Origin of the sequence: Gordonia sp. CNJ-863, from assembly GCF_001942325.1 — a bacterium.
GTDB classification, from domain to species: domain Bacteria; phylum Actinomycetota; class Actinomycetes; order Mycobacteriales; family Mycobacteriaceae; genus Gordonia; species Gordonia alkanivorans.
In genome coordinates, this window is sequence record NZ_MKKG01000077.1 from 109,150 (window position 1) to 128,582 (window position 19,433).

Annotated in this window: 20 protein-coding genes; 10 read left to right on the forward strand and 10 right to left on the reverse strand. The window is 67.5% G+C overall.

Features of this window, described 5'->3' with window-relative positions; all coding sequences use genetic code 11:
* Positions 1-5 precede the first annotated feature (5 nt).
* The 5 genes from BJF87_RS23185 to BJF87_RS23205 all read right to left on the reverse strand — a co-directional run bounded on the left by BJF87_RS23185 (position 6) and on the right by BJF87_RS23205 (position 4,918).
* Positions 6-1,358, reverse strand: a complete 1,353-nt coding sequence (locus BJF87_RS23185) for an alpha/beta hydrolase domain-containing protein (protein WP_035753476.1) — start codon at positions 1,356-1,358, stop codon at positions 6-8.
* On the reverse strand, positions 1,355-1,744 hold the full coding sequence (locus tag BJF87_RS23190; RefSeq protein WP_035753484.1) for a carboxymuconolactone decarboxylase family protein: 390 nt from the start codon (positions 1,742-1,744) through the stop codon (positions 1,355-1,357). Before BJF87_RS23190 ends, BJF87_RS23185 begins: the two co-directional genes overlap by 4 nt.
* The gene (locus BJF87_RS23195) at positions 1,741-2,622 is read right to left on the reverse strand and encodes an NAD(P)-dependent oxidoreductase (RefSeq protein ID WP_006360316.1); all 882 of its coding nucleotides are present in this window, start codon (positions 2,620-2,622) and stop codon (positions 1,741-1,743) included. The genes BJF87_RS23190 and BJF87_RS23195 overlap by 4 nt, the downstream gene beginning before the upstream one ends.
* Positions 2,619-3,359: an SDR family oxidoreductase gene (locus BJF87_RS23200; protein ID WP_006360315.1), complete on the reverse strand. Its 741-nt coding sequence runs from the start codon at positions 3,357-3,359 to the stop codon at positions 2,619-2,621. The genes BJF87_RS23195 and BJF87_RS23200 overlap by 4 nt, the downstream gene beginning before the upstream one ends.
* Before the next feature lie 92 nt (positions 3,360-3,451).
* Positions 3,452-4,918, reverse strand: a complete 1,467-nt coding sequence (locus BJF87_RS23205; RefSeq protein WP_035753614.1) for an aldehyde dehydrogenase — start codon at positions 4,916-4,918, stop codon at positions 3,452-3,454.
* A 64-nt stretch (positions 4,919-4,982) separates the two neighbouring features.
* On the opposite strand from BJF87_RS23205, the gene BJF87_RS23210 reads away from it, so the two are divergent.
* The 8 genes from BJF87_RS23210 to BJF87_RS23245 are packed head-to-tail and all read left to right on the forward strand — an operon-like array spanning position 4,983 to position 11,927.
* Entirely contained in the window at positions 4,983-5,564 is a 582-nt protein-coding gene (locus BJF87_RS23210) for a TetR/AcrR family transcriptional regulator (protein ID WP_075863992.1), read from the forward strand.
* The gene (locus tag BJF87_RS23215) at positions 5,564-6,808 is read left to right on the forward strand and encodes a cytochrome P450 (protein WP_006360312.1); all 1,245 of its coding nucleotides are present in this window, start codon (positions 5,564-5,566) and stop codon (positions 6,806-6,808) included. Before BJF87_RS23210 ends, BJF87_RS23215 begins: the two co-directional genes overlap by 1 nt.
* Positions 6,808-7,644, forward strand: a complete 837-nt coding sequence (locus tag BJF87_RS23220; RefSeq protein WP_006360311.1) for an SDR family oxidoreductase — start codon at positions 6,808-6,810, stop codon at positions 7,642-7,644. Before BJF87_RS23215 ends, BJF87_RS23220 begins: the two co-directional genes overlap by 1 nt.
* A complete protein-coding gene (locus BJF87_RS23225; RefSeq protein ID WP_006360310.1) occupies positions 7,641-9,008 on the forward strand; it encodes a cytochrome P450 in 1,368 nt (455 codons plus the stop codon). The genes BJF87_RS23220 and BJF87_RS23225 overlap by 4 nt, the downstream gene beginning before the upstream one ends.
* A complete protein-coding gene (locus tag BJF87_RS23230) occupies positions 9,008-9,205 on the forward strand; it encodes a ferredoxin (RefSeq protein WP_006360309.1) in 198 nt (65 codons plus the stop codon). The genes BJF87_RS23225 and BJF87_RS23230 overlap by 1 nt, the downstream gene beginning before the upstream one ends.
* An 11-nt stretch (positions 9,206-9,216) precedes the next feature.
* Positions 9,217-9,762, forward strand: a complete 546-nt coding sequence (locus BJF87_RS23235) for a nuclear transport factor 2 family protein (RefSeq protein ID WP_035753617.1) — start codon at positions 9,217-9,219, stop codon at positions 9,760-9,762.
* A 6-nt stretch (positions 9,763-9,768) separates the two neighbouring features.
* Positions 9,769-11,037, forward strand: coding sequence for a hypothetical protein (locus tag BJF87_RS23240; protein ID WP_006360307.1), 1,269 nt, complete (start codon positions 9,769-9,771; stop codon positions 11,035-11,037).
* On the forward strand, positions 11,034-11,927 hold the full coding sequence (locus BJF87_RS23245; RefSeq protein WP_035753491.1) for an SDR family NAD(P)-dependent oxidoreductase: 894 nt from the start codon (positions 11,034-11,036) through the stop codon (positions 11,925-11,927). Before BJF87_RS23240 ends, BJF87_RS23245 begins: the two co-directional genes overlap by 4 nt.
* Before the next feature lie 13 nt (positions 11,928-11,940).
* Here the strand turns inward: BJF87_RS23245 and BJF87_RS23250 are convergent, their stop codons facing one another.
* The 5 genes from BJF87_RS23250 to BJF87_RS23270 form a co-directional block, all read right to left on the reverse strand.
* On the reverse strand, positions 11,941-12,933 hold the full coding sequence (locus tag BJF87_RS23250; RefSeq protein WP_006360305.1) for an NAD-dependent epimerase/dehydratase family protein: 993 nt from the start codon (positions 12,931-12,933) through the stop codon (positions 11,941-11,943).
* On the reverse strand, positions 12,930-13,985 hold the full coding sequence (locus BJF87_RS23255; protein WP_006360304.1) for a phosphotransferase family protein: 1,056 nt from the start codon (positions 13,983-13,985) through the stop codon (positions 12,930-12,932). The genes BJF87_RS23250 and BJF87_RS23255 overlap by 4 nt, the downstream gene beginning before the upstream one ends.
* Complete coding sequence (locus tag BJF87_RS23260) at positions 13,982-15,064, reverse strand: TIGR03857 family LLM class F420-dependent oxidoreductase (RefSeq protein WP_006360303.1); 1,083 nt, start codon at positions 15,062-15,064, stop codon at positions 13,982-13,984. Before BJF87_RS23260 ends, BJF87_RS23255 begins: the two co-directional genes overlap by 4 nt.
* Positions 15,065-15,068: 4 nt before the next feature.
* The gene (fadD1, locus tag BJF87_RS23265; RefSeq protein WP_006360302.1) at positions 15,069-16,658 is read right to left on the reverse strand and encodes a fatty-acid--CoA ligase FadD1; all 1,590 of its coding nucleotides are present in this window, start codon (positions 16,656-16,658) and stop codon (positions 15,069-15,071) included.
* A gap of 231 nt (positions 16,659-16,889) precedes the next feature.
* Positions 16,890-17,351, reverse strand: coding sequence for a hypothetical protein (locus tag BJF87_RS23270; protein WP_006360301.1), 462 nt, complete (start codon positions 17,349-17,351; stop codon positions 16,890-16,892).
* A gap of 103 nt (positions 17,352-17,454) precedes the next feature.
* On the opposite strand from BJF87_RS23270, the gene BJF87_RS23275 reads away from it, so the two are divergent.
* Together BJF87_RS23275 and BJF87_RS23280 are read left to right on the forward strand one after the other, a co-directional pair.
* Complete coding sequence (locus BJF87_RS23275; protein ID WP_075863993.1) at positions 17,455-18,396, forward strand: PaaI family thioesterase; 942 nt, start codon at positions 17,455-17,457, stop codon at positions 18,394-18,396.
* Positions 18,397-18,586: 190 nt separating this feature from the next.
* Positions 18,587-19,390 carry a TIGR03084 family metal-binding protein gene (locus BJF87_RS23280; protein WP_075863994.1) on the forward strand — a complete coding sequence of 268 codons (804 nt, stop codon included), beginning with the start codon at positions 18,587-18,589 and terminating at the stop codon, positions 19,388-19,390.
* Positions 19,391-19,433: the final 43 nt, after the last annotated feature.

Here is a 19,433-nt window from a genome sequence, read left to right on the forward strand (position 1 = left end):
GCGCGCTACTCGGGCACCGACTCCGGGTTCGCGTCGGCGATCAGTTCGTCACGGTCTTCGACGAGCACGAATCCTGCGGCGATGGCCGCATCGGCGGCGTCGCGGTAGTGCTTCTCGTATTCGTCGCGGGTGCCGTAGCGTTCGGCGAGGAGATGTTCCGGCACCGGGTGGGTCGACCCGAACAGCAGACAGAGTCGGGAGATCGGTTCGGAGACAACGCCGCTCAGTACCTGGGTCGGTGCGTCGACGCAGGGGGTGCGGACGCCGCCGAGAACGTTGCCGATGTCGTCGACCTCGAACTCGGGCTCGGGAGTCGTGACGCCTCGGAGACGCAACGGGTCGGCGGCGGGTGGCGGATTCCCGCCGCCGGCCCACGCACGGAGGTGGCGGAGGCCGGCGCGCAGCACGAAGCGCTGCTGACCGCGGTTCACCGGGTCGGGGCAGCCGAGGAATTCCTCGAAGTCACCGATCTGATGCAGGTCGGCATGCGAGGTGCCGGCGATCTCCCACGCCCGCAGACGACCGGTGTCCGGTTGGCGCACGAGGTGGTAGCGGAAGTTGGTCAGCACATCGGTCTCGGTCTGGACGACGAGAACCGGCGCGTCGAGATCGGTGCGGATCGTGGTGGGTTCGCCGCTGAACACGGTGCTCACGTCGATCCCGGTACCGACCTCGCCCGCGGGAAGCCCTGCAGCAGCGCGACTGTGGATGAGGAACCCGTCGAAATCCCCATCTCCGGCAACCGCATTGACGTAGGTGGTCAGTGCCATCGCAGACTGGGATTCGCCGACCGCGAGCACCGAGCCGACGGTGAGCCCGGCGAGCGGGTGGTCCGGGGTCGGGCTCTCTCCGGAGTGGTCACCGCGGACCGCGAGGCCGATCGAACGGAAGATGTCGTAGCAGTACGCATCACCGGGATGATGCAGGCCTGCGTAGCGATCGGGGTCCTTGGCGGCGAGGCTCTGGGGTTCACCGGTGGCGACGCCCACTGATCCGGTGCCGCCCTCGATGCCGACGTACTGCGCCGACACTCCCACCCAGGCATAGCCGGCACGCACCAGCTCTGCGGCGACATACGAGTACTCCGGTGCGGCATCGCTGCCGCTGCTCACGTTCAGCCACTCCACGACGGCGCAGCCGTTGAACGCGGCCGCGTCGGCGGGGCGTCGGACGACGAGCCGCGTCGTGAACTCGGCTGGTGGCGTGTCCGCGTCGCCGACGAGCCGCCGGGCCAGTCCCGACGCCGCGTACTCGGTGTCGGTGTATCCGGCGGCCACGAGGTCGGGGACCGGCGAGGCGCTCAGGAGCGACGAACCCTTGCCGTCGGTCAGGGGGCGAAACGTGATCTGCTGGTTCACTTCTGCTTCCGGTGCTTCTTGATGACCTCACCGAACATGAAGTGCATTTTGGTTCCCTGGGGCCAGCCGATGTAGTAGCAGAGGAAGAGGCTGATCTCCTCGAGCTGCTCGGGCGTGAGTTCGCCGTTGCCGAGTGCGGCACCGGCCTGGATCTCGGCGACGTCGATGTTGTTGCTCGCCGCGAGTGCACCGAGCAGTAAAAGTCGCCGATCCCGGTCGGAGAGGCCCTCGCGCGCCCACACGTTGCCGAACACCTGGTCGGCGGTGTGGGCGAAGTAGTCGCCTGGACCGTCGCTCATCTCCCAGCCGTAGACCTCGGACATCCGCTTGAGGCCGCGTTTGCGCACCTCGTCGGGTGCTTCGTCGGAGATGTTGGAGCGGGTCATGCGGTTTCTCCTTCGAGGTGGGGGACACCGAGCCCGGGGGCCAGCTCGCGGAGTGCGATCTGGCCGAGGGGCAGATCGACGCCGAGGTCGTCGGCGAGTGCGAGTGCTAACGACAGGTCCTTCTCGCCCAGTGTACGAACGCCGGTGAAGATGCCGTACCACGGATCGTCGGCGTCGAGTGTCGCCGTGGTCTCGCGCAGCATGATGGCGCCGGCACCGCCGGTGATGGCGTCGGTGTGCCGAACGACCCTGCCCAGCTTGGTGATGTCGAGCCCGGCGGCCTCGGCGAGTCGCGCGGCTTCGGTGGTGGCGGTGAACGAGATGAAGTGCAGGAGGTTGCGGGCGAGCTTCATCTTGGTGCCCGCGCCGACCTCGGCTCCCGCGTGCACGAGCATGTCCGAGGTGAGCCGGAAGGGCTCCTTCAGCTTCTCGTAGGCGTCGCGCGGGCCGCCGACCATGATCGCCAGCCGTCCCGACGCCGCGCCCATCGCGCCGCCGGAGATCGGGGCGTCGAGAAGGATGACATCGCGTTCTGCGCACTGCTTCGCGAGATCGATCGCGGTGTCCGGGCCGATGGTCGAGTGGACGGTGATGATGGTGCCCGGGCGGGCCGTCGACAGGAGTCCGTCGGCACCGGTGACCACCGACCGGACCTGCTCGTCGTTCAGGACGCAGATACCGATGATGTCGGCGGCGGAGGCGAGTTCGGCGAGCGAACCGGCCGCCTTCGCACCCTTGTCGACGACCTTGGCGATCGCCTCCTCCGACAGGTCGAACACCGTGAGGCCGCCCGGCCAGGCGGCCAGGCTGCCGGCCATCGGGCCACCGATGTTGCCGAGGCCGACGTACCCCAGCCGGATCGGGGTCTCCTCTGTCATGACCGGATGACCTGCCCGCCGTCCACGTTGAAGATCTGCCCGGTGATCCAGCCGGCCTCCTCGGACAGCAGGAACAGGCACATCCCGACGAGATCTTCCGGCGTGCCGAACCGCTTGAGCGGCAGACGGTTCACGATGTCGGCGACCATCTCCTTGGGCGTGGTGGTGCGGGTGGCCTCGGTGTCGATGGGGCCGGGGGCGATCGCGTTGACGCGGATGTTCTGGCCGCCGAGTTCGGTCGCGAGCTGCTGGGTCAGGCCGTTGACGCCGACCTTCGCCAGACCGTAGAAGCCGCTGTACAGCCATGCGGCGGTGGAGGACTGGTTGACGATCGCCCCGCCGCCGTTGGTCATGTGCGGGTAGACCGCGCGGGTCACGTTGAGCGCACCGTCGAGGTTCACGCTCATGAACTTCTTGTAGTAGTCCCACGGCACGGTGATGAGGAAATCGAGCTTCATCCCGCCGTAGATCGCAGCGTTGTTGACCAGGCCGTCGATCGAACCGTAGGCGTCGACAGTCGCCGCGGCGAGAGCTTTCGCCGACTCCTCGTCGGCGACATCGGTGCTGACGTACAGGCCACCGATGTCGGCGGCGACCTGCTTGCCCTTCTCGTCGGCGAGGTCGGCGACCACGACGTTGGCGCCCTCGGCGGCCAGTGCCCGTGCGTAGGCCTCACCGATACCGCCGGCGGCGCCGGTCACGATGATGGTCTTGTTCTCGAAACGCTTGGAACTCATTGTCCTGCTTCCTGTATTGGTATTGCTCCCTGAGGTGCGAGCTTGCGAGTGTTTCTCGCTCCCTGAGGTGCGAGCTTGCGAGCCACGAAGGGTCAGGCGGGCCGCGCGACGGCCTTGGTCTCCAGGTATTCCTCGAATCCGGCGACGCCCATCTCGCGACCGATGCCGGACTGTTTGTAGCCGCCGAACGGGACGTCGGCGGAATACCAGATGCCGCCGTTGACGCCCATGGTGCCGGTGCGAACACCGTTGACCACCTTGTTGATCCGATTCTCGTCGGTGCCGTAGACCATGCCCGACAGTCCGTAGGGGGAGTCGTTGGCGATGCGGATCGCGTCGTCGTCGCCGTCGTGGGCGATGATCACCAGGACTGGACCGAAGATCTCCTCCTGCGCGACGCGTGCCGAGTTGTCGAGTCCGGAGATCAGCGTCGGTTCGACGAAGAAGCCCCTGGATTTGTCGGCCGGACGGCCGCCGCCGATCTCGATCGTGCCGCCTTCCTGCTTGGCGATCTCGATGTAGGACTCGACGCGTTGACGCTGGCGCTCGGAGATCAGCGGCCCGCAGATCGTGCCCGAACTCGTCGGGTCACCGGCCGGCAGACCGGCCAATGCGTCGCGGGTCGCGGTGATCGCCTCGTCGAGCTTGGTGCGCGGGACCACGAGTCGCGTGGTGATCGCACAGCCCTGACCGGCGTGGGTGACGACGTTGAAAGCGGCCATCGCGCAGGCCGAACCGATGTCGGCGTCGTCGAGCACGATGAACGCGGACTTACCGCCCAGCTCGAGGAAGACCTTCTTCAACGACTCCGACGCCGCGGCCATCACCTTCTTGCCGGTCGCGGTGGAGCCGGTGAAAGAGACGAGGTCGACGCGGGGATCGGTGGACAGCTGCTCGCCGAGCCGGTGGTCGGTGGAGGTGACGATGTTCAGGACGCCGGGCGGGAAGTCGGTCTCCTCGGCGACGACCTTGCCGACCAGTGCTGCGCACCACGGGGTGTCGGGTGCGGGTTTGAGGACGACGGTGCACCCGGCGGCGAGGGCCGGCCCGATCTTGGCGAAGTTGATCTGGTGCGGGAAGTTCCACGGGGTGATCGCCCCGACGACGCCGATCGCTTCCGACCGCAGCTCGCGATGGTTCTTGATGCCCATCGGCTTGGCCGTGCCGAGATCGCGTGTCCACTCGTAACTCTCGGCGAGATCGGCGAAGTAGCCGAGATCGGTGACGGGACCCTCGAATTGCGGGCCGTGGGTGAGGAACGACGGGCAGCCGACCTCGGCGATCGTCAGCTCCCGGAACTCGTCGGTGTGGGCGAGCAGGGCGTCGCGGAGCTGGCGAAGGCAGCGGGCACGGAAGGCGTGGTCCCGCGACCAGTCGGTGGTGTCGAAGGCGGTGCGCGCGGCGGCGATCGCGGCGTCCATGTCGGCGGCGGTGGCCTCGGCAGCCTGCCCGATGACCTCCTCGGTCGCCGGGTTGACGACGTCGAAGACACCACCGCTGCCGGGGGTGAGTTTGCCGTCGATCAACAGGTCCGACGCGGATTCGGGGCGAAGGGTCATGAGCTGGAACTCCATCTGGACAGGTGTCTGGACTCGCGTTCAAACCTAGTGTAGCGTGGCTCACATGTCCAGCCCCGTGTCCCAGGAATCCACACGTCGCCGCCTGACACAGCAGCAGGCCGAGACGGTCGCGCGACTCACCGACGCGGCGGTCGACGTGTTGAACGCCGAGGGATTCGACGGGCTCACCGTGCGTTCGGTGGCCAAGCTCGCGGGCGTCGCACCCGCCACGGCGTACATGTACTTCTCGTCGAAGAGCCACCTGGTGGCCGAGGTCTTCTGGCGTCGGCTGTCCGCGGGCGTCTCCGAACCCGACCCGGCCGCCACGCCGGCCGAGCGGGTCGCCCAGGTGCTTCGCGAGGTCGCCCTCGTCGTCGCCGGAGAGGGGCAGCTCGGCGGCGCGGTCACCGTTGCGCTGCTGGGAACCGATCCCGACGTCGAGCATCTGCGCGTTCGCATCGGCGCGTTCATCCGTCGGCGTCTGGCGGCCGCGCTCGAGGAAGACCCGGAGAATCCGGGTCCATTGCTCGACACCCTGGAGATGATCTACTCCGGCGGCCTCGTCTACGCCGGCATGGGGCACATGACCTATGAGCAGACATCCGAACGTCTTGTCGCCGCAGCACATCTACTGATGGAGAAGTGATGACCGAAACGACATCGGTGCCGGGGATGGAGCGGGCGCTCCCCTTCGACCCGTATGCCTACGACTTTCACGAGGATCCGTATCCGACCTATGCGCGGCTCCGCCGGGAGTCGCCGGTCTACTACAACGCCGAGATGAACTTCTGGGCCCTGGCCAACCACGCCGACGTCCGCGCGGGATTCCGTGATGTGCAACGGTTCTCGAACAGCTGGGGCGTGTCGATGGACCCCTCGGCGTACGGGCCCGACGCGCACAAGTCGATGTCCTTCCTCGCGATGGACGACCCCAAGCACATGCGGATCCGCAAGCTCGTGTCGAAGGGCTTCACGCCGCGCCGTGTCAACGACCTGACCGGCCGGATCACCGCGCTGACGCACCAGCACTGGAGCAAGTGCCTCGACATGGGCGAGTTCGACTACGTCCACGACTTCGCCGCGCTCCTGCCGATGGATGTGGTCTCCGAGCTGCTGGGCGTTCCCGAGGCCGACCGTACGGATCTGCGTCACCAGTCCGATCTGCTCCTGCATCGCGAGGACGGCGTCCTCGACATCCCCGAGGCCGCGATCTACGCCTACATCGAACTGCACAAGTACTACTCGGAACTCATCGCCGACCGGCGGAAGAATCCCGGCGAGGATCTGGTCTCGGCCCTGATCGAGGCCGAGATCGACGACGACGAGACCGGGGAGAAGATCAAGCTCACCGAGGACGAGATCGTCGGCTTCATGGTGCTGATGGTGGTCGCGGGCAACGAGACGACCACCAAACTGCTTGCCAACGCCCTGTATTGGGGCTGGCGCAATCCCGACGAGCTCGCCAAGGTGTTCGCCGACCCCGAACTCGCGGTCCCGCAGTGGACCGAGGAGACGCTGCGCTACGACAACTCGACGCAGATCGTCGTGCGTCGCGTGGTCGAGGACGCACCGTACGGGGACTACGTGATCCCGGCCGGCGACCGCGTACTCCTCCTCGTCGGCTCGGCGAACCGCGATGAAGAGGTCTTCGGTCCGGACGCCGACAAGTACGACATCGGTCGCGACAACGGGCAGGCGCTGATGAGCTTCGGCCTCGGCGCGCACTTCTGCCTCGGCGCCCATCTCGCTCGCCTGGAGGCCAACATCGGTCTCGGCGAGGTGATCCGGTCGATCCGCTCGGTCGACATCGACATCGACAGGGCGGTCCGTGTGCACTCGGTCAACGTGCGCGGCTTCGCCGAACTCCCCGTGAAAGTGACGGTGCGCTGATGGCTTTTCGTCCTCATCCCGAACGTCGACCGGTTCTGGTCGCAGGAGCGTCGTCGGGAATCGGAGCGGCAACCGCCGAACACCTCGCCGCCGCAGGCCATCCGGTCGCCCTCGCGGCCCGGCGCGTCGAGAAGCTGCAGGAGTTGGCCGACAAGATCATCGCCGCGGGTGGCGAAGCGGTTGCGGTGCCGCTCGACGTGACCGACGAACAGTCGGTCATCGACTGTGTCGCGAAGGCGGAGGCCGCGCTGGGTGAACTCGAGATCGTGGTCGCCGGTGCCGGTGACCTCGCGGTCGGACTCTCCTATGAGACGAGCCCGGAGCACTTCGCCGATCAGGTCAACATCCACCTCACCGGCGCCTACCGCATCTACCGTGCGGTCATCGGCGGCATGATCGACCGTGCGCGAGGTGATTTCGTATTCATCGGCTCCGATGTCGTGCTCCATCCGCGGCCCTGGTCGTCGGCCTATGTGGCCGCGAAGTCGGGTATCGACGGACTGGTCTCGACCATCCAGCTCGAACTCGAGGGCACCGGCGTGCGTGCGGGTGTGGTCCGGCCGGGACAGACCTTGACCGGCATGGGCATGAATCTCGACCCGAAGACCACCGAGGACATGCTCAACGACTGGATCAAGCACGGTCTGGCGCGGCACGGCAACTTCCTCGAACCGCGCCACATCGCGCTCGCCGTCGCGGCCATGGTCACCATGCCGCGCGGCGCCCACATGCGCGCGGTCGAGGTGGAGGCCGAAGGGGCCGTCTCCCGCGACCGGAGTTCCGGCAAGACACAGCAAGACACACAGTCGACGAAGGACAAGGGGACCGATCGATGACCGCGATCACCGAATCAGGCCTGAAGAAGCCGCCTCGCGTTTCCGGGGGCGAGGGCGAACACGGACATCTCGACGAGCTCGCCACCGACCCGATCTCGCTGTTCTGGCGCGTCCGGGAGGAATGCGGCGACGTCGGCCTGTTCCAACTCGCCGACCGCGAGGTGGTGTTGGTGTCCGGGGCCGCGGCGAACGAGGAGTTCTTCCGCGCCCCCGAGGAGGACCTCGACCAGGCGGCCGCCTACCCGTTCATGACGCCGGTGTTCGGCGAGGGGGTCGTCTTCGACGCGAGTCCCGAGGAACGCTCCAAGGCGATCCACAACTCGGCCCTCAAGGGCGCCCACATGAAGCAGCACGCGGTGACGATCCCCAACGAGGTGGAGCGCATCATCGCCGAGTGGGGCGACGAGGGTGAGATCGACCTGCTCGACTTCTTCTCCGAACTGACGCTGTACACCTCGTCGGCGTGCCTTATCGGACGCAAGTTCCGCGAGCGTCTCAGCGCCCACATCGCCCACCTCTTCCACGACCTGGAGAAGGGCACCGACCCGATCGCCTACGTCGACTACAACGCCGACATCGAGAGCTTCCGCAAGCGCGACGAGGCACGCGCCGAGCTCGTCGAGTTCATCCAGGGCGTGATGGACGAGCGCATCGCGAACCCGACTCAGGACAAAGAAGATCGCGACCTGATGGACGTGCTCGTCCAGGTCGGCTTCGACGCGAACACGGTCACCGGCATGTTCATCTCGATGATGTTCGCCGGCCATCACACCACATCGGGCACCGCGGCCTGGACGCTGATCGAGTTGCTGCGCAACCCGGATTACATGAAGCGCGTCTACGACGAACTCGACGAGATCTACGGCGACACCCCCGACGGCGAACGTCCCGAGTACACCTTTGCCCACACCCGGCAGATGCCGCAGCTCGAGAACGCGCTGAAGGAGGCGCTGCGACTGCACCCGCCGCTGATCATCCTGATGCGCGTGGTGCAGAGAAACTTCCATGTCGAGGACTACGAGATCGCCGCCGGTCAGTCGATCGCGGTGTCGCCCGCGGTCTCCAACCGTCTGCCCGAGGACTTCCCGGATGCCGACGCCTTCGACCCCGACCGGTACGAGAAGCCGCGGCAGGAGGATCTGGTCAACCGCTGGACCTGGATTCCGTTCGGCGCCGGCCGACACCGTTGTGTCGGTGCGCAGTTCGCGATCATGCAGCTGAAGGCGATCTTCTCGGTGCTGTTCCAGAACTACGAGTTCGAGATGTTGCAGCCGTCCGAGAGTTACCAGAACGACCACTCGAAGATGGTGGTTCAGCTGCAGCAGCCCTGCCGCGTTGCCTACCGCAAGCGTCAGGATCGCTGATGCGCGTCGAGGTCGATCTGGATCTGTGCCAGGGGCACGGCATGTGCGAGCTCGAGGCCCCCGAGGTCTTCGCCGCCCATATGGACCATGTGGAGATCCTCGACGCCAACCCCGACGAATCCCGGCGAGCCGAGGTCGAGGCCGCCGTGCAGTACTGCCCGACGCAAGCGTTGCGTCTCATCGAAGATGACGAGTGAAGGTGGAACACATGTCTTTTGACCGTGCGGAACTGGAAGAGATGAAGGAACGGTGGCTGGCCGCCAACATCGAGGCGGAGAAGGCGGGGGACTGGAAGCCGCTCGCCGAGTTCTACACCGAGGACGCCACCTACGGCTGGAACTACGGCCCCAAGAAGGACTTCATGGCCGTGGGCCGCGAAGAGATCCGCGAGCTCGCGCTCGGTCAGGAGATGGAGGGCCTCGAGGGCTGGGAGTATCCGTATCAGGCATGGGTCATCGACGAGAAGACCGGCGACATGATCGGCCTCTGGAAGCAGGTCTACGAGGGCACCCGTGAGGACGGCAGCCATTACGCGCTCGAGGGCATCCAGGGCAGCTGGTTCAAGTACGGCGGCAACTTCCAGTTCTCCTGGCAGCGTGACTTCTTCGACTACGGCAACGTCTCCGCCCTGTTCATCGAGATGATGAAGAACAACGCGATGAGCGACGGAATGCTCAAGCGGGTGGAGAAGGCGGCGCCGGGCAACCTGCCGGGGTGGTACGACTTCGGTAAGGCGCCGGTCGCGTTCTGGTGACCTGACATGACTTCCACAGCCCCGACCTATCAAGGTCTGAGTCAGGCGCAGCTCGCCGTCCTGGTCCCCGAACTCCTGCTGTCCGGTCAGATGATCGACCGCAGCGGTATGGCCCACCTCATCAGCGCTTTCGGTCGAGATGTGATGGGCAGGATCGCCATCGAGGAATGGATGGCCGCGAGCCCGGTGTACACGCATCGCGTTCGGACGGCACTCGGAGTCGACGGTGACGGCGTTGAGGACATGTTCAAATGTCTCCAGCTCGACATCGGTGCACCGCCGCAGTTCATGGACTTCCGGTACCGCGTCGACGACAAGTACCACGGATCATTCATCCTCGATCATTGCGGCGCCCTGCTCGACGTCGAACCGCTCGGCGACGAGTACGTCACGACGATGTGCCACGACATCGAGGACCCGACCTTCGACGCGACGGCCATCGCGACCAACCGCCGGGCGCGTATCCGACCGGTGCATCGGCCACCTCGACGCCCCGTCGACCGGACTCCGCACTGCGAGTGGACGGTCACCATCGAACCGGACCGCGACGAACTGCCGCTTCCCCCGGATGCCGAGGAGATGTTCGGGACGCGCGCCGGCCAGATCGAGCTGTCCGCGATCGACGCGGCGTCGACCGACGGCTGGGTCGACTACCGAGGGCCACTCGTCGAGGATCTGCAGTTCGCGGAGTGGTCGACGTCGGCACTGGCGCGGATCGCGGAAGAGGTTGCGCTGCAACATCAGCTGCTGTCCCTCGGCTTCCTGATCAGCCTGCGGCGGTATGCGGAGAGCGAAGATCAGGTCGTCGAGATCTTCCGTAAGCAGCTGATCGGGATCGCCGGTCTCGCGGCGGACCGGATTCGCGCGGCCCTCGAGCTGTCGACAGACGCCGAAGGCCTGGCGCAGGTGCTGGCGCTGCATCCGTGCTTCGGGCCGGCGCAGTACACCGGTCTGACCGCGACCGCCGACGGCGACACCGTCTCCGTCCGGCTGCCCAGGGAATCCGACGCCATGACCGACGGCGGATGGATGTCGCTTCTCACGCCGGATCATCTGGAACCACTGCAGGCCGCCGCGACGGCGGTGAGTCCGTACCTGCGTGTCGAGGGTGCCGTCGAGACCGAGGATGCGCTCGAGATCCGGATCGTCACCTCGGACACGGCGCAGAAGGAGAGCGGCGAGGTGGCGATCGCACGGTTCAGCGGCGGCGCGAGTTTCGAGTTCGTCGATCGAGGCCGCTCGATCCCGATCACGCCGGTCGGCAGCTCGGCGTGAATCCGGACGGCGGCTGGTCTCCCGGGGCTGCCGGACTGGGCGGCCGGGTCGCCGTGATCGCGGGCGCCACCCGCGGGATCGGCCTCGCGGTGGCGTATGCGCTGGCAGGCCAGGGAGTTTCGGTCGTCGTCAACGGACGTGACGGAGATGCGCTCGAGGAGACCGTCGCGGAGATCCGCGGCGGCGGGGGACAGGCCGTCGGCGTCCGCGGCTCGGCCGGTGACGACGCCGTCGCCCAGCAGATGGTCGACGCCGCGCTCGGCGAGTTCGGCGCACTCGACATCGCCATCAACTGCGCGGGCATCGCCGAACCCGCCGGGTCGACGGTCCTGACCATCACCCCCGACGAGTTCCGGGCCCAGGTGGACGGACACCTCATGTCTGCGTTCCACCTCCTCCAGGCCGCGGGACGGGTCTTCGTCGAGCAGGGTTCGGGGTCGATCGTGCTCACCGGCTCGGCTGCGTCGCTCGGGATGTTCGGCGGCAGCGGCTATCCCGCGGCGAAGGGCGGCGTCAACGCGCTGGCCCTCGCCGCCGCCGCGGACCTGGCCGAACACCACGTCCGGGTCAACGTCGTGATGCCCGGCGCCAAGTCGCGGCTGTCGACCGGCGACGACTATGTCGCCCACATCGAGGGCCTGCATCGTCGGGGGATTCTCGATGACCTGACCCGGGAGGCCGCCCTCGATCCGGCGCCGCCGGAATACGTGGCACCGCTGTACGTCTTCCTGGCCAGCGATGTCGCCGAGCACGTCACCGGCAGCATCTTCAGCGCCGCAGGCGGTTTCATCGGACGGTTCGAGACACAGCAGGCGAGCTTCATCGCCTACCGCGATCACAAGGACACCTCGCCGTACAGCCTCGGCGAGCTGGCGGAACTCCTCGGCTGACCTGAATTTTTCGTCAGGACCGGCGGGCGGCCCGTCGCTCCAGCCAGAACCGTGCGCCCTCGGCGATCGCCTCGGTCACCGGTCTCGGCCGCCAGCCCAGGTCGCGCTCGGCCTTGCCGTGGTCCATCTCGGACATGAAGTGCATCAGCCGCACCGACGGGACGGTCAGCTGGACGGGCTTGCGGGTGAGGGCGGCCCGCGCCGAGCCCGCCGCACCGGCCGCGTACAGCGCAGGGCGGTTGAGCACGAGCCGGGGAGGCTCCCGGCCGGCGGTGCGGGCGGCGATCTCCACGATCTCGCCGGTGTCGATGGACCGCTCGGCGACGATGTACCGCTCGCCCACCTCACCCCGCTCGGCCGCCAGGGCGAGTGCGCGTGCAGCGTCGTCGATGCCCACCGACTCGGCCCGGCAGCCGCGAATGGTGAACGGCAGCTTGCCCAAAGCCGCACCGGCGACGAAAGACCCGTGTGGCGTCGGCTGCCAGTCGCCGGGACCGTAGGTGTTGGCGACGCACATCACGACGCCCGGCACGGCCCCGTCGCGGGAGTAGTCCATCAGTAGGTTCTCGGCGGCGACGCGACTCTTCACGTACCCGGGTGCGTGCTTCGGCCAGTTGAACGCATCGTCCTCGGTGGCCAGACGCCCCTGGACCCGCCCGATGGTGGCGGCGGTACTGGTGAAGACGAACCTGCGCAGCGGCTGTGTGGCGGCGACGTCCAGCACCGCCCGCAGGCCGTCGACATTTGTTCGGTACAGCGGTGCCGGATCCCGCAGCCAGGCACGGGTGTCGACGGCGCAGTGGAACACCACGTCGCAACCGTCCATCGCCGCGCGCACCGAGTCGGCGTCGAAGAGGTCGCCGGTGACGTGCTCGAAGTCCAGGCCGGACAGCGTGCGGAGATCGCTGGTCGGACGCGTGAGGACGCGTACGTCGTCCTCGTTCCCGACGAGATGACGGACCAGTCGGGCACCGAGGAAACCGTTGCCGCCGACGACGAGCTTCATCGTCCGGCCAGACCGCCCGGCACGAGATCCTCGATCGCGGCCGCGCTGCGGGACAGCATCGCGTCGAACATGGCGGTGCCGCGTTCGGTGGGTTGCGCGGCGGCCGAACCGAAGACGATGATCAGCGGCGCCTGGATGAGGTTGGCGACGTAGTCGTCCCAGCACTCGTCGAGCGTGTAGTCGGTGACGCCCTCGGTGACCACCGCACGGTGATACGACGCGACGATGCCGCGTTCGTGCTTTCGACGATCCTCGGTGGTCAGGCTGGTGCTGAGTAGAAAGGCGATGTCGCGCAGCGGGTTACCGGTGGTGATGGTCTGCCAGTCGATGACCGTCACCTCGCCGGTCGGGCTGAACAGCACGTTGTCCACACGTAGGTCTCCGTGGATGAGTGCGGTGTTCCGCAGAGGCGCGACCAGCCAGTCGCCGGCCTCGCGGACCAGCCAGTCGATGGCCGCCGAACTCTGCAGGTCGGGCGAGAAGCGGTCGCGGTAGACGTCGGCCATCGGGGCGAGGATCGTCTCCATCATCTCGCGTTCGGCGGCACCGGGCAGCGGCATCTCCTCGAGCAGTGCGGCGTCGTTCCAGCGGGGTGCGTGCAGACCGGCCGCCGCCACGGCGACCGACTCCGCCTGTGCCGGCGTGCATCCGGTGATCTGGTCGCCCTGCACCGCGTCGCCCATGTCCTCGAGCAGGAGCACGAACTCGGTGGCCGGGTCGGAGATGGTGGCGGCGTAACACCGCGGGATCGGGACGGTGAAGCCCGCGGCCAGATCACGGTAGAACCGGACCTCGTTGCGGAACACCCCGGACCCGAACTCCCGCTGCTCGGGAGCGCCGGTGGCCAGCTTGGCGACCATGGTGGCGGGCAGATCCGTCGGACCGTAGTGTTCGAGTGTCAGCCGATACGACCCGGCCATCTGCCCGGTCCCGACAGCCTCGGCGGTGACCGCGGTGATCGACGCGTCGTGGCCGTTCTCGCCGAGGAAATCCGTGAGCCACGTCGCCGTGAGTTGCTCGACGCTCGTGGGTATCTCGAGGGTTTCCGTCACGAGGGCATCCTTCCGGGGTTGGCCGGTAGTCCGACCGCGCGGTCGGGACGAATGTCGCGGTACGCCGAGACCACCGGTGCCAGTTCGGTCGGCGTCGCGCCATGCAGTATCACCGAGTCGACGCCGAGGTCGAACTGTTCGGCGATGGTCTTCGCGCAGTCCGACGGCGAACCGGTCGCGGAGTCGGCGACCCACGCCTCGGGGATGGTCTCGGCCAGTTCGGCGAGTTCGTTGTCAGTCGCGGTGGCATCGATCGGCCCGCGGGCGCCGGTGAAAGCGGTTGTCGCCCGCACTCGTTCGAGATCGGCGGGGTCCCATTGATTGGCACCCATGAGCTGGTCGGGGTAGCCCTGCAGGTAGGTCGCGAGGCGCCCGTACAACCGGCGCATCCGGTCGGCCGGGTCCAGGTCGTCGGACACCGTCGCCACGACCGACCAGATCCGGATCGACGCCGGGTCGCGGCCGGTGCGTTCGGCTGTCTCGCGCACGTGGGCGACGGCCCGTCGGGTGGCGTCCGCGCTGAAATAGGTGTGCAGGACGACGCCGTCGGCGATCTCACCGGCCAGTTCGAGGGTCTTGCGACTCATGGTCACCAGCATGATCGGCGGTGGGGAATCCAGGGTCACGCCGAGATTTAGCAACGGGTACGAGCCGATGGGTCCGTCGTGACCGACGACCATCTCACCCGCCCACAGCCTGCGGAGCAGCCCGGTGATGTCGCGCAGGGCCGCGCCGGTGACGAGCGGGACGCCGAGGATCTGCCACTGCGGGGTTATCCCGCGTCCGAGTCCGAGAGCGAAGCGACCGCCGGACACCTCGGCCAGGGTGGCGCCCATCGTCGCGGTGATGATGGGGTGCCGGGTGTTGTGGTTTGTTGCCGCCGTGGCGATCCCGAGGTTCTCGGTCGCACCGGCGAGAGCACCGCACAGGGCGGCCGCGTCCTTGACGTTGAACCGCTCCGAGACGAAGGCCGTCCCGAGTCCGATCTCGTCGGCGAACCGCGCCTCGCCGGCGAGCTCGCGGGGGGTGACCGGGTGCCGGGAGAGTGCGTAGTAGCCGAGCTCGGTGAGCTGTTCCATGGGCTCAGGCGCTCGCGCTGACGGCCTCGCGGTATTCCTGCGACCGCGCCTCGCGCACCCAGAGGGTGCCGTCGCCGGCGGTCGCACCTTCTTGCTTCAGGGTGCGCTTGAGGATCTTGTTGGTGGCGGTGGTGGGCAGGTCGTCGGCGATCCGGACGTATCGCGGCCAGGCCTTCGGCGACAGGTCCGCCTGTGCGGCAAGCTGTTCGGCGAAGGACTCCGGGCTCAGTTCGACGCCGTCCTGCAGCACGACGGCGGCCATCACGGCGTCACCGACGTGTTCGTCGGGCACCGCGTACACCGCGACGCGGTTGATCTCGGGCACCCGCAGAAGTATTCGCTCGATCGGCCCGGCGGCGAGGTTCTCGCCGTCGACCCGCATCCAGTCGCCGGTCCGGCCGGCCAGGTAGATCCACCCGTCGGCGTCCTTGTAGGCGAGGTCGCCGGACCAGTACATCCCGTGACGCAGACGCTCGTTGGTGGCAGCGGAGTCGTTGTAGTACCCCATGAACATCCCGCCGCCCTCGACGTTCACCAGCTCACCGATCGCCTCGTCGGGATTGAGAAGTGCTCCGGTGCCGTCGAATTCGGCTGCGGGACACTCGGTGATCGTGGAGGAGTCGTAGACCGCGACGTTGGGGAAGCCGCGGCCGATCGAACCGTGCGGGGTGCCCGGTTCGCGGGTGATGATGATCGCGAGCTCGGTGGAGCCGAAACCGTCCCAGACCGTGCAGCCGAAGCGGCGCGAGAACTCGTCGATGTCACGGTCGGTGGCCTCGTTGCCGAAGGCGACGCGCAGGGGATTGTCGGCGTCGTCGGGCTTCTCCTCGGTGGCGAGGATGTAGGCGAGAGGCTTGCCGACGTAGTTCATGTACGTCGCGTTGTAGCGGCGGATGTCGTCGAGGAAGGTCGACGCGGAGAACTTGGCGGGCGCGATCGCGGCCCCGCCGCACAGTGCGACGCAGTAGCCGCCCATCAGTGCGGCGCTGTGGAAGAGCGGCATCGACAGGTAGCAGACGTCGCCGGGGCCGATGTCGTACTTGTCGGAGAGGACGGGACCGGCGAACGGGATCATCATGTGCGCGAACTGAACCGGCTTGGGGTTGCCGCTGGTGCCCGAGGTGAAGATCAGCATGAACGTGTCCATCGCGCCCGGCACGGAGTGCGGGGTGAGGTCACCCGCCCCGGCGATGAGGTCGGTCCACTGCGGGGTCGAGGTGTCCAGGACCGTCACGCCGGGGAGTTCTAGGCCCTCGAGCAGGGGGCGGTGCTCGGCGTCGGTGATGAGGATCTGGCAGTCGGCGCGCAGGATGTCGGCGGTCAGGCCGTCGCCGCGTCGGGTGTTGTTGATGCCGGCGGTGACGTAGCCGCCGAGGGCTCCGGCCGCGAGGGCGATGAGCATGTCCGGGGTGTTCCCCAGCAGGGTGCCGATGTGCATCGGTCGAGAGGCGTCGGCCACGGACAGTATTGCGGCAGCGGTCTTCTCCGCATCGCGGACGTACTCGCGCCACGTCCAGCGGCGTCCCTCGTAGGTGATCGCCAGGTTGTCGTCGTCGGCTCGTGCCTGGAGGAGCTGGGTCACTGTCTCGGCCATGCGGCCAAATCTAGAACGTGTTCACCAGGTGCGTGTACAGATCTGAAATATTGTCTACTGCGCCGCGTCGGAGACGCCTGGGTGTGGCCGTCGGAGACGCCTGGGCATGACAGTCCGAGACGCCTGGGCATGACAGGCGGAGACGTTCGCGCACCACGGCCGGGGTTCCCGGAAACAACTCGGTCGGGGACGCCGAAGCGTCCCCGACCGAACGGGTGTTGCTGTCTGCCGCTAGCGCTTGAACGAGCCGCTACCGGGCACGACGGTGAACGTGCGGTCGTTCTTGCCGATGATCGTCGTGGTGAACTCGATCGAGCCGGCACCGGTCGCGAGGGCCACGCCGTCCGACGGGCGTGCGTCGCTGCAGGCATCGAAGACGTCGCTGCCGGACTGGCCGGTGGACTTGTTGGTCCAGCTGATGCCGACGCGTGCGTCCTTGAGGTTGGTTGCGCAGGCCTCGGTCGGCGTCGTGTTCAGTGCGACCTGGGTAACACCCGGTTCGGTCGCGGATGCGAGGATCGAGGCGAGGAAGCCTCCGCTGACGCCGTTCGAGCCGACGGTGATGCCCGTGTTCGGGACCTGTTCAACGCTCAGCGCCTGCTCACCCGGGGCGGCCTGCGCGGTCGCAGCGCCCAGCGTCATCGCACCGAATGCCGCAACGGCTCCGAGTCCAGCAATGGTCTTGCGTCCCATGTGTATCTCCCGTCACTTTGGACACTTCGAATCCACAGCGTACGGGAGTGATGTTGGACTCCTCAAGGTGAGGTCGGCGGCATTCTGCTGATACAGAAGACGTATGAGCGATCCGCATCACGCCGAGTCATCGAACCCGGGGCCACACGACCCGCTGTCCGCCTTCCATCTCGGCGACCTCGCCGTCGAGGGCAAGGGCGTGCGCGCCGCTCAGTTGCTCTGCTCGCAGTTCGCCGACCATCGCGGCCTGATCGAGCTGCCCGCGCTCGCCGTTCTGTTCGATCACTGCGGAGGCATCCCGTTCCATCGCACCCACGACGACCCGGCGGCCGCCACGCTGCAGGCGCGGTTGTCGTTGTCGACGCACGGTCGCGCGAACATCGGTGACCTGCTCGCGGCGCGTGCCGAGGTGGTGATGCACGACGACGGCTGGGGCTCGACATACGTCGAGATCCGCTCCGGGGCAGGGCAACTGTGTTGTGTGGGCACCGCCCGCAATGTTCGCGTCGGGCGCGCCCTGACGGGTCAGACTCCGTCCGCCGAGATCGGGATGGCGATGCCCAGCTGCGACGACGACCACGGCGTGACGCTCCCGGCCGCCATCCCCGCGGATCTGACCGGGCGGGCGGTGGTCGAGGAGATCGCCACCAAGCAGCGGGACCCCGGACCGCTGGTCGAGATGCTCAACGGCACGGTCGAGGTGCTCGACGGGGCCATCGAGTGCGACGCCGGTATTCGGTTCCGCAGCGCCACCGACCCCTGGATGGGCAACATGTTCGGCACCATGCACGGCGGCGTCATCGCGACGATCGTCGGCCAGGCGGGGTCCTTCGCCGGGCACCTGCACGCCGGGGCAGGGCAGGAGTACTCGATCGGTGACATGGCGATCGGCTTCTACCGATCGCCGGCGGTCGACGGCAGCGAGGTCACCGTCGAGGTGACGCCGATCAAGACCGGGCGTCGGATCTCCTCCTTCGAGGCGACCATGACCTCATACGACGATGTCCTGCTGAGCCGCGCCACGCTGGACGTTCACTACCACTGACGGCGGTTGCTCCGCTCCGATAACCAACCCTGATGACCGCCCCTGGGATCTGCCCCCGGTAGCGGAGTCGCCGACATATCGTCGGCGGACTCGCTTTGAGGGTTGATCGCAGGGGCGGTTCACTGTGCGTCGCCAAAGAAACAATCAAGCGCGCTTGATTCTTCTACGGTCCTGTGTGACGCTATGGCGCATGACCGATCGAGCAGCGGCCGTGTACGGCGTCGTGGCAGACCTCGAAGCCGAGTCCGACCAGCTCGATGCGCTGGTCGCCGACCTCGACGACGCGGGATGGGCCACGCCGACGCCGGCCCCGGGGTGGACCATCGCCCACCAGATCGCGCACCTTGCGTGGACCGACGAGGTCGCCGCCATCGCGGCGACCGATCCCGAGCGCTTCACCGAGCTGGTGACCGAGGCTCTGCAGAACAGCCCCGAGACCTACGTCGACGATGCCGCCGAGGCCGGGGCGGGTGCCCCGGTCGAGGAGATCCTCGCGGGCTGGCGACTCGCGCGAGCAATGCTGGCGGACGCGCTCCGGGAAGTGCCCCAGGGTGTGAAGATCCCGTGGTTCGGCCCGCCGATGTCGGCGGCGTCCATGGCGACCGCGCGGCTGATGGAGACGTGGGCGCACGGTCTCGACGTCGCCGACGCCCTCGGGGTGACGGTGCTGCCCAGCGACCGCATCCGCCACGTCGCGCACATCGGTGTGCGCACACGCGATTTCGCCTACATCGTCAACAACAAGGTCCCGCCGGCCGAACCGTTCCACTACGCCCTGACCTCGCCGTCGGGTGAGCTGTGGACCTGGGGTCCCGAGGACGCGTCGAACATCGTGCGCGGCTCGGCACTGGACTTCTGCCAGCTCGTCACGCAGCGACGTGCCGTCGCCGACCTCGACCTGGAGTTCGTCGGCGAGGATGCGCTCGAATGGTCCGGTATCGCACAGTGTTTCGCCGGGCCTCCGGGCGCCGGCCGCGAGCCGCGCGGCGCCTGAACGCCGCGTCGAACCCTCCACTCGTTCCACACCACGGTCACAT

What these genes read in the sequence shown, in the direction of transcription:
- BJF87_RS23225 (WP_006360310.1), top strand. Translation starts at nt 7,641, where the DNA reads ATGACCGCGATCACCGAATCAGGCCTGAAGAAGCCGCCTCGCGTTTCC.
- BJF87_RS23240 (WP_006360307.1), top strand. Translation starts at nt 9,769, where the DNA reads ATGACTTCCACAGCCCCGACCTATCAAGGTCTGAGTCAGGCGCAGCTC.
- BJF87_RS23260 (WP_006360303.1), bottom strand. Translation starts at nt 15,064, where the DNA reads ATGGAACAGCTCACCGAGCTCGGCTACTACGCACTCTCCCGGCACCCG.
- BJF87_RS23210 (WP_075863992.1), top strand. Translation starts at nt 4,983, where the DNA reads ATGTCCAGCCCCGTGTCCCAGGAATCCACACGTCGCCGCCTGACACAG.
- BJF87_RS23270 (WP_006360301.1), bottom strand. Translation starts at nt 17,351, where the DNA reads ATGGGACGCAAGACCATTGCTGGACTCGGAGCCGTTGCGGCATTCGGT.
- BJF87_RS23280 (WP_075863994.1), top strand. Translation starts at nt 18,587, where the DNA reads ATGACCGATCGAGCAGCGGCCGTGTACGGCGTCGTGGCAGACCTCGAA.
- fadD1 (WP_006360302.1), bottom strand. Translation starts at nt 16,658, where the DNA reads ATGGCCGAGACAGTGACCCAGCTCCTCCAGGCACGAGCCGACGACGAC.
- BJF87_RS23250 (WP_006360305.1), bottom strand. Translation starts at nt 12,933, where the DNA reads ATGAAGCTCGTCGTCGGCGGCAACGGTTTCCTCGGTGCCCGACTGGTC.
- BJF87_RS23190 (WP_035753484.1), bottom strand. Translation starts at nt 1,744, where the DNA reads ATGACCCGCTCCAACATCTCCGACGAAGCACCCGACGAGGTGCGCAAA.
- BJF87_RS23200 (WP_006360315.1), bottom strand. Translation starts at nt 3,359, where the DNA reads ATGAGTTCCAAGCGTTTCGAGAACAAGACCATCATCGTGACCGGCGCC.
- BJF87_RS23230 (WP_006360309.1), top strand. Translation starts at nt 9,008, where the DNA reads ATGCGCGTCGAGGTCGATCTGGATCTGTGCCAGGGGCACGGCATGTGC.
- BJF87_RS23195 (WP_006360316.1), bottom strand. Translation starts at nt 2,622, where the DNA reads ATGACAGAGGAGACCCCGATCCGGCTGGGGTACGTCGGCCTCGGCAAC.
- BJF87_RS23205 (WP_035753614.1), bottom strand. Translation starts at nt 4,918, where the DNA reads ATGACCCTTCGCCCCGAATCCGCGTCGGACCTGTTGATCGACGGCAAA.
- BJF87_RS23275 (WP_075863993.1), top strand. Translation starts at nt 17,455, where the DNA reads ATGAGCGATCCGCATCACGCCGAGTCATCGAACCCGGGGCCACACGAC.
- BJF87_RS23215 (WP_006360312.1), top strand. Translation starts at nt 5,564, where the DNA reads ATGACCGAAACGACATCGGTGCCGGGGATGGAGCGGGCGCTCCCCTTC.
- BJF87_RS23220 (WP_006360311.1), top strand. Translation starts at nt 6,808, where the DNA reads ATGGCTTTTCGTCCTCATCCCGAACGTCGACCGGTTCTGGTCGCAGGA.
- BJF87_RS23235 (WP_035753617.1), top strand. Translation starts at nt 9,217, where the DNA reads ATGTCTTTTGACCGTGCGGAACTGGAAGAGATGAAGGAACGGTGGCTG.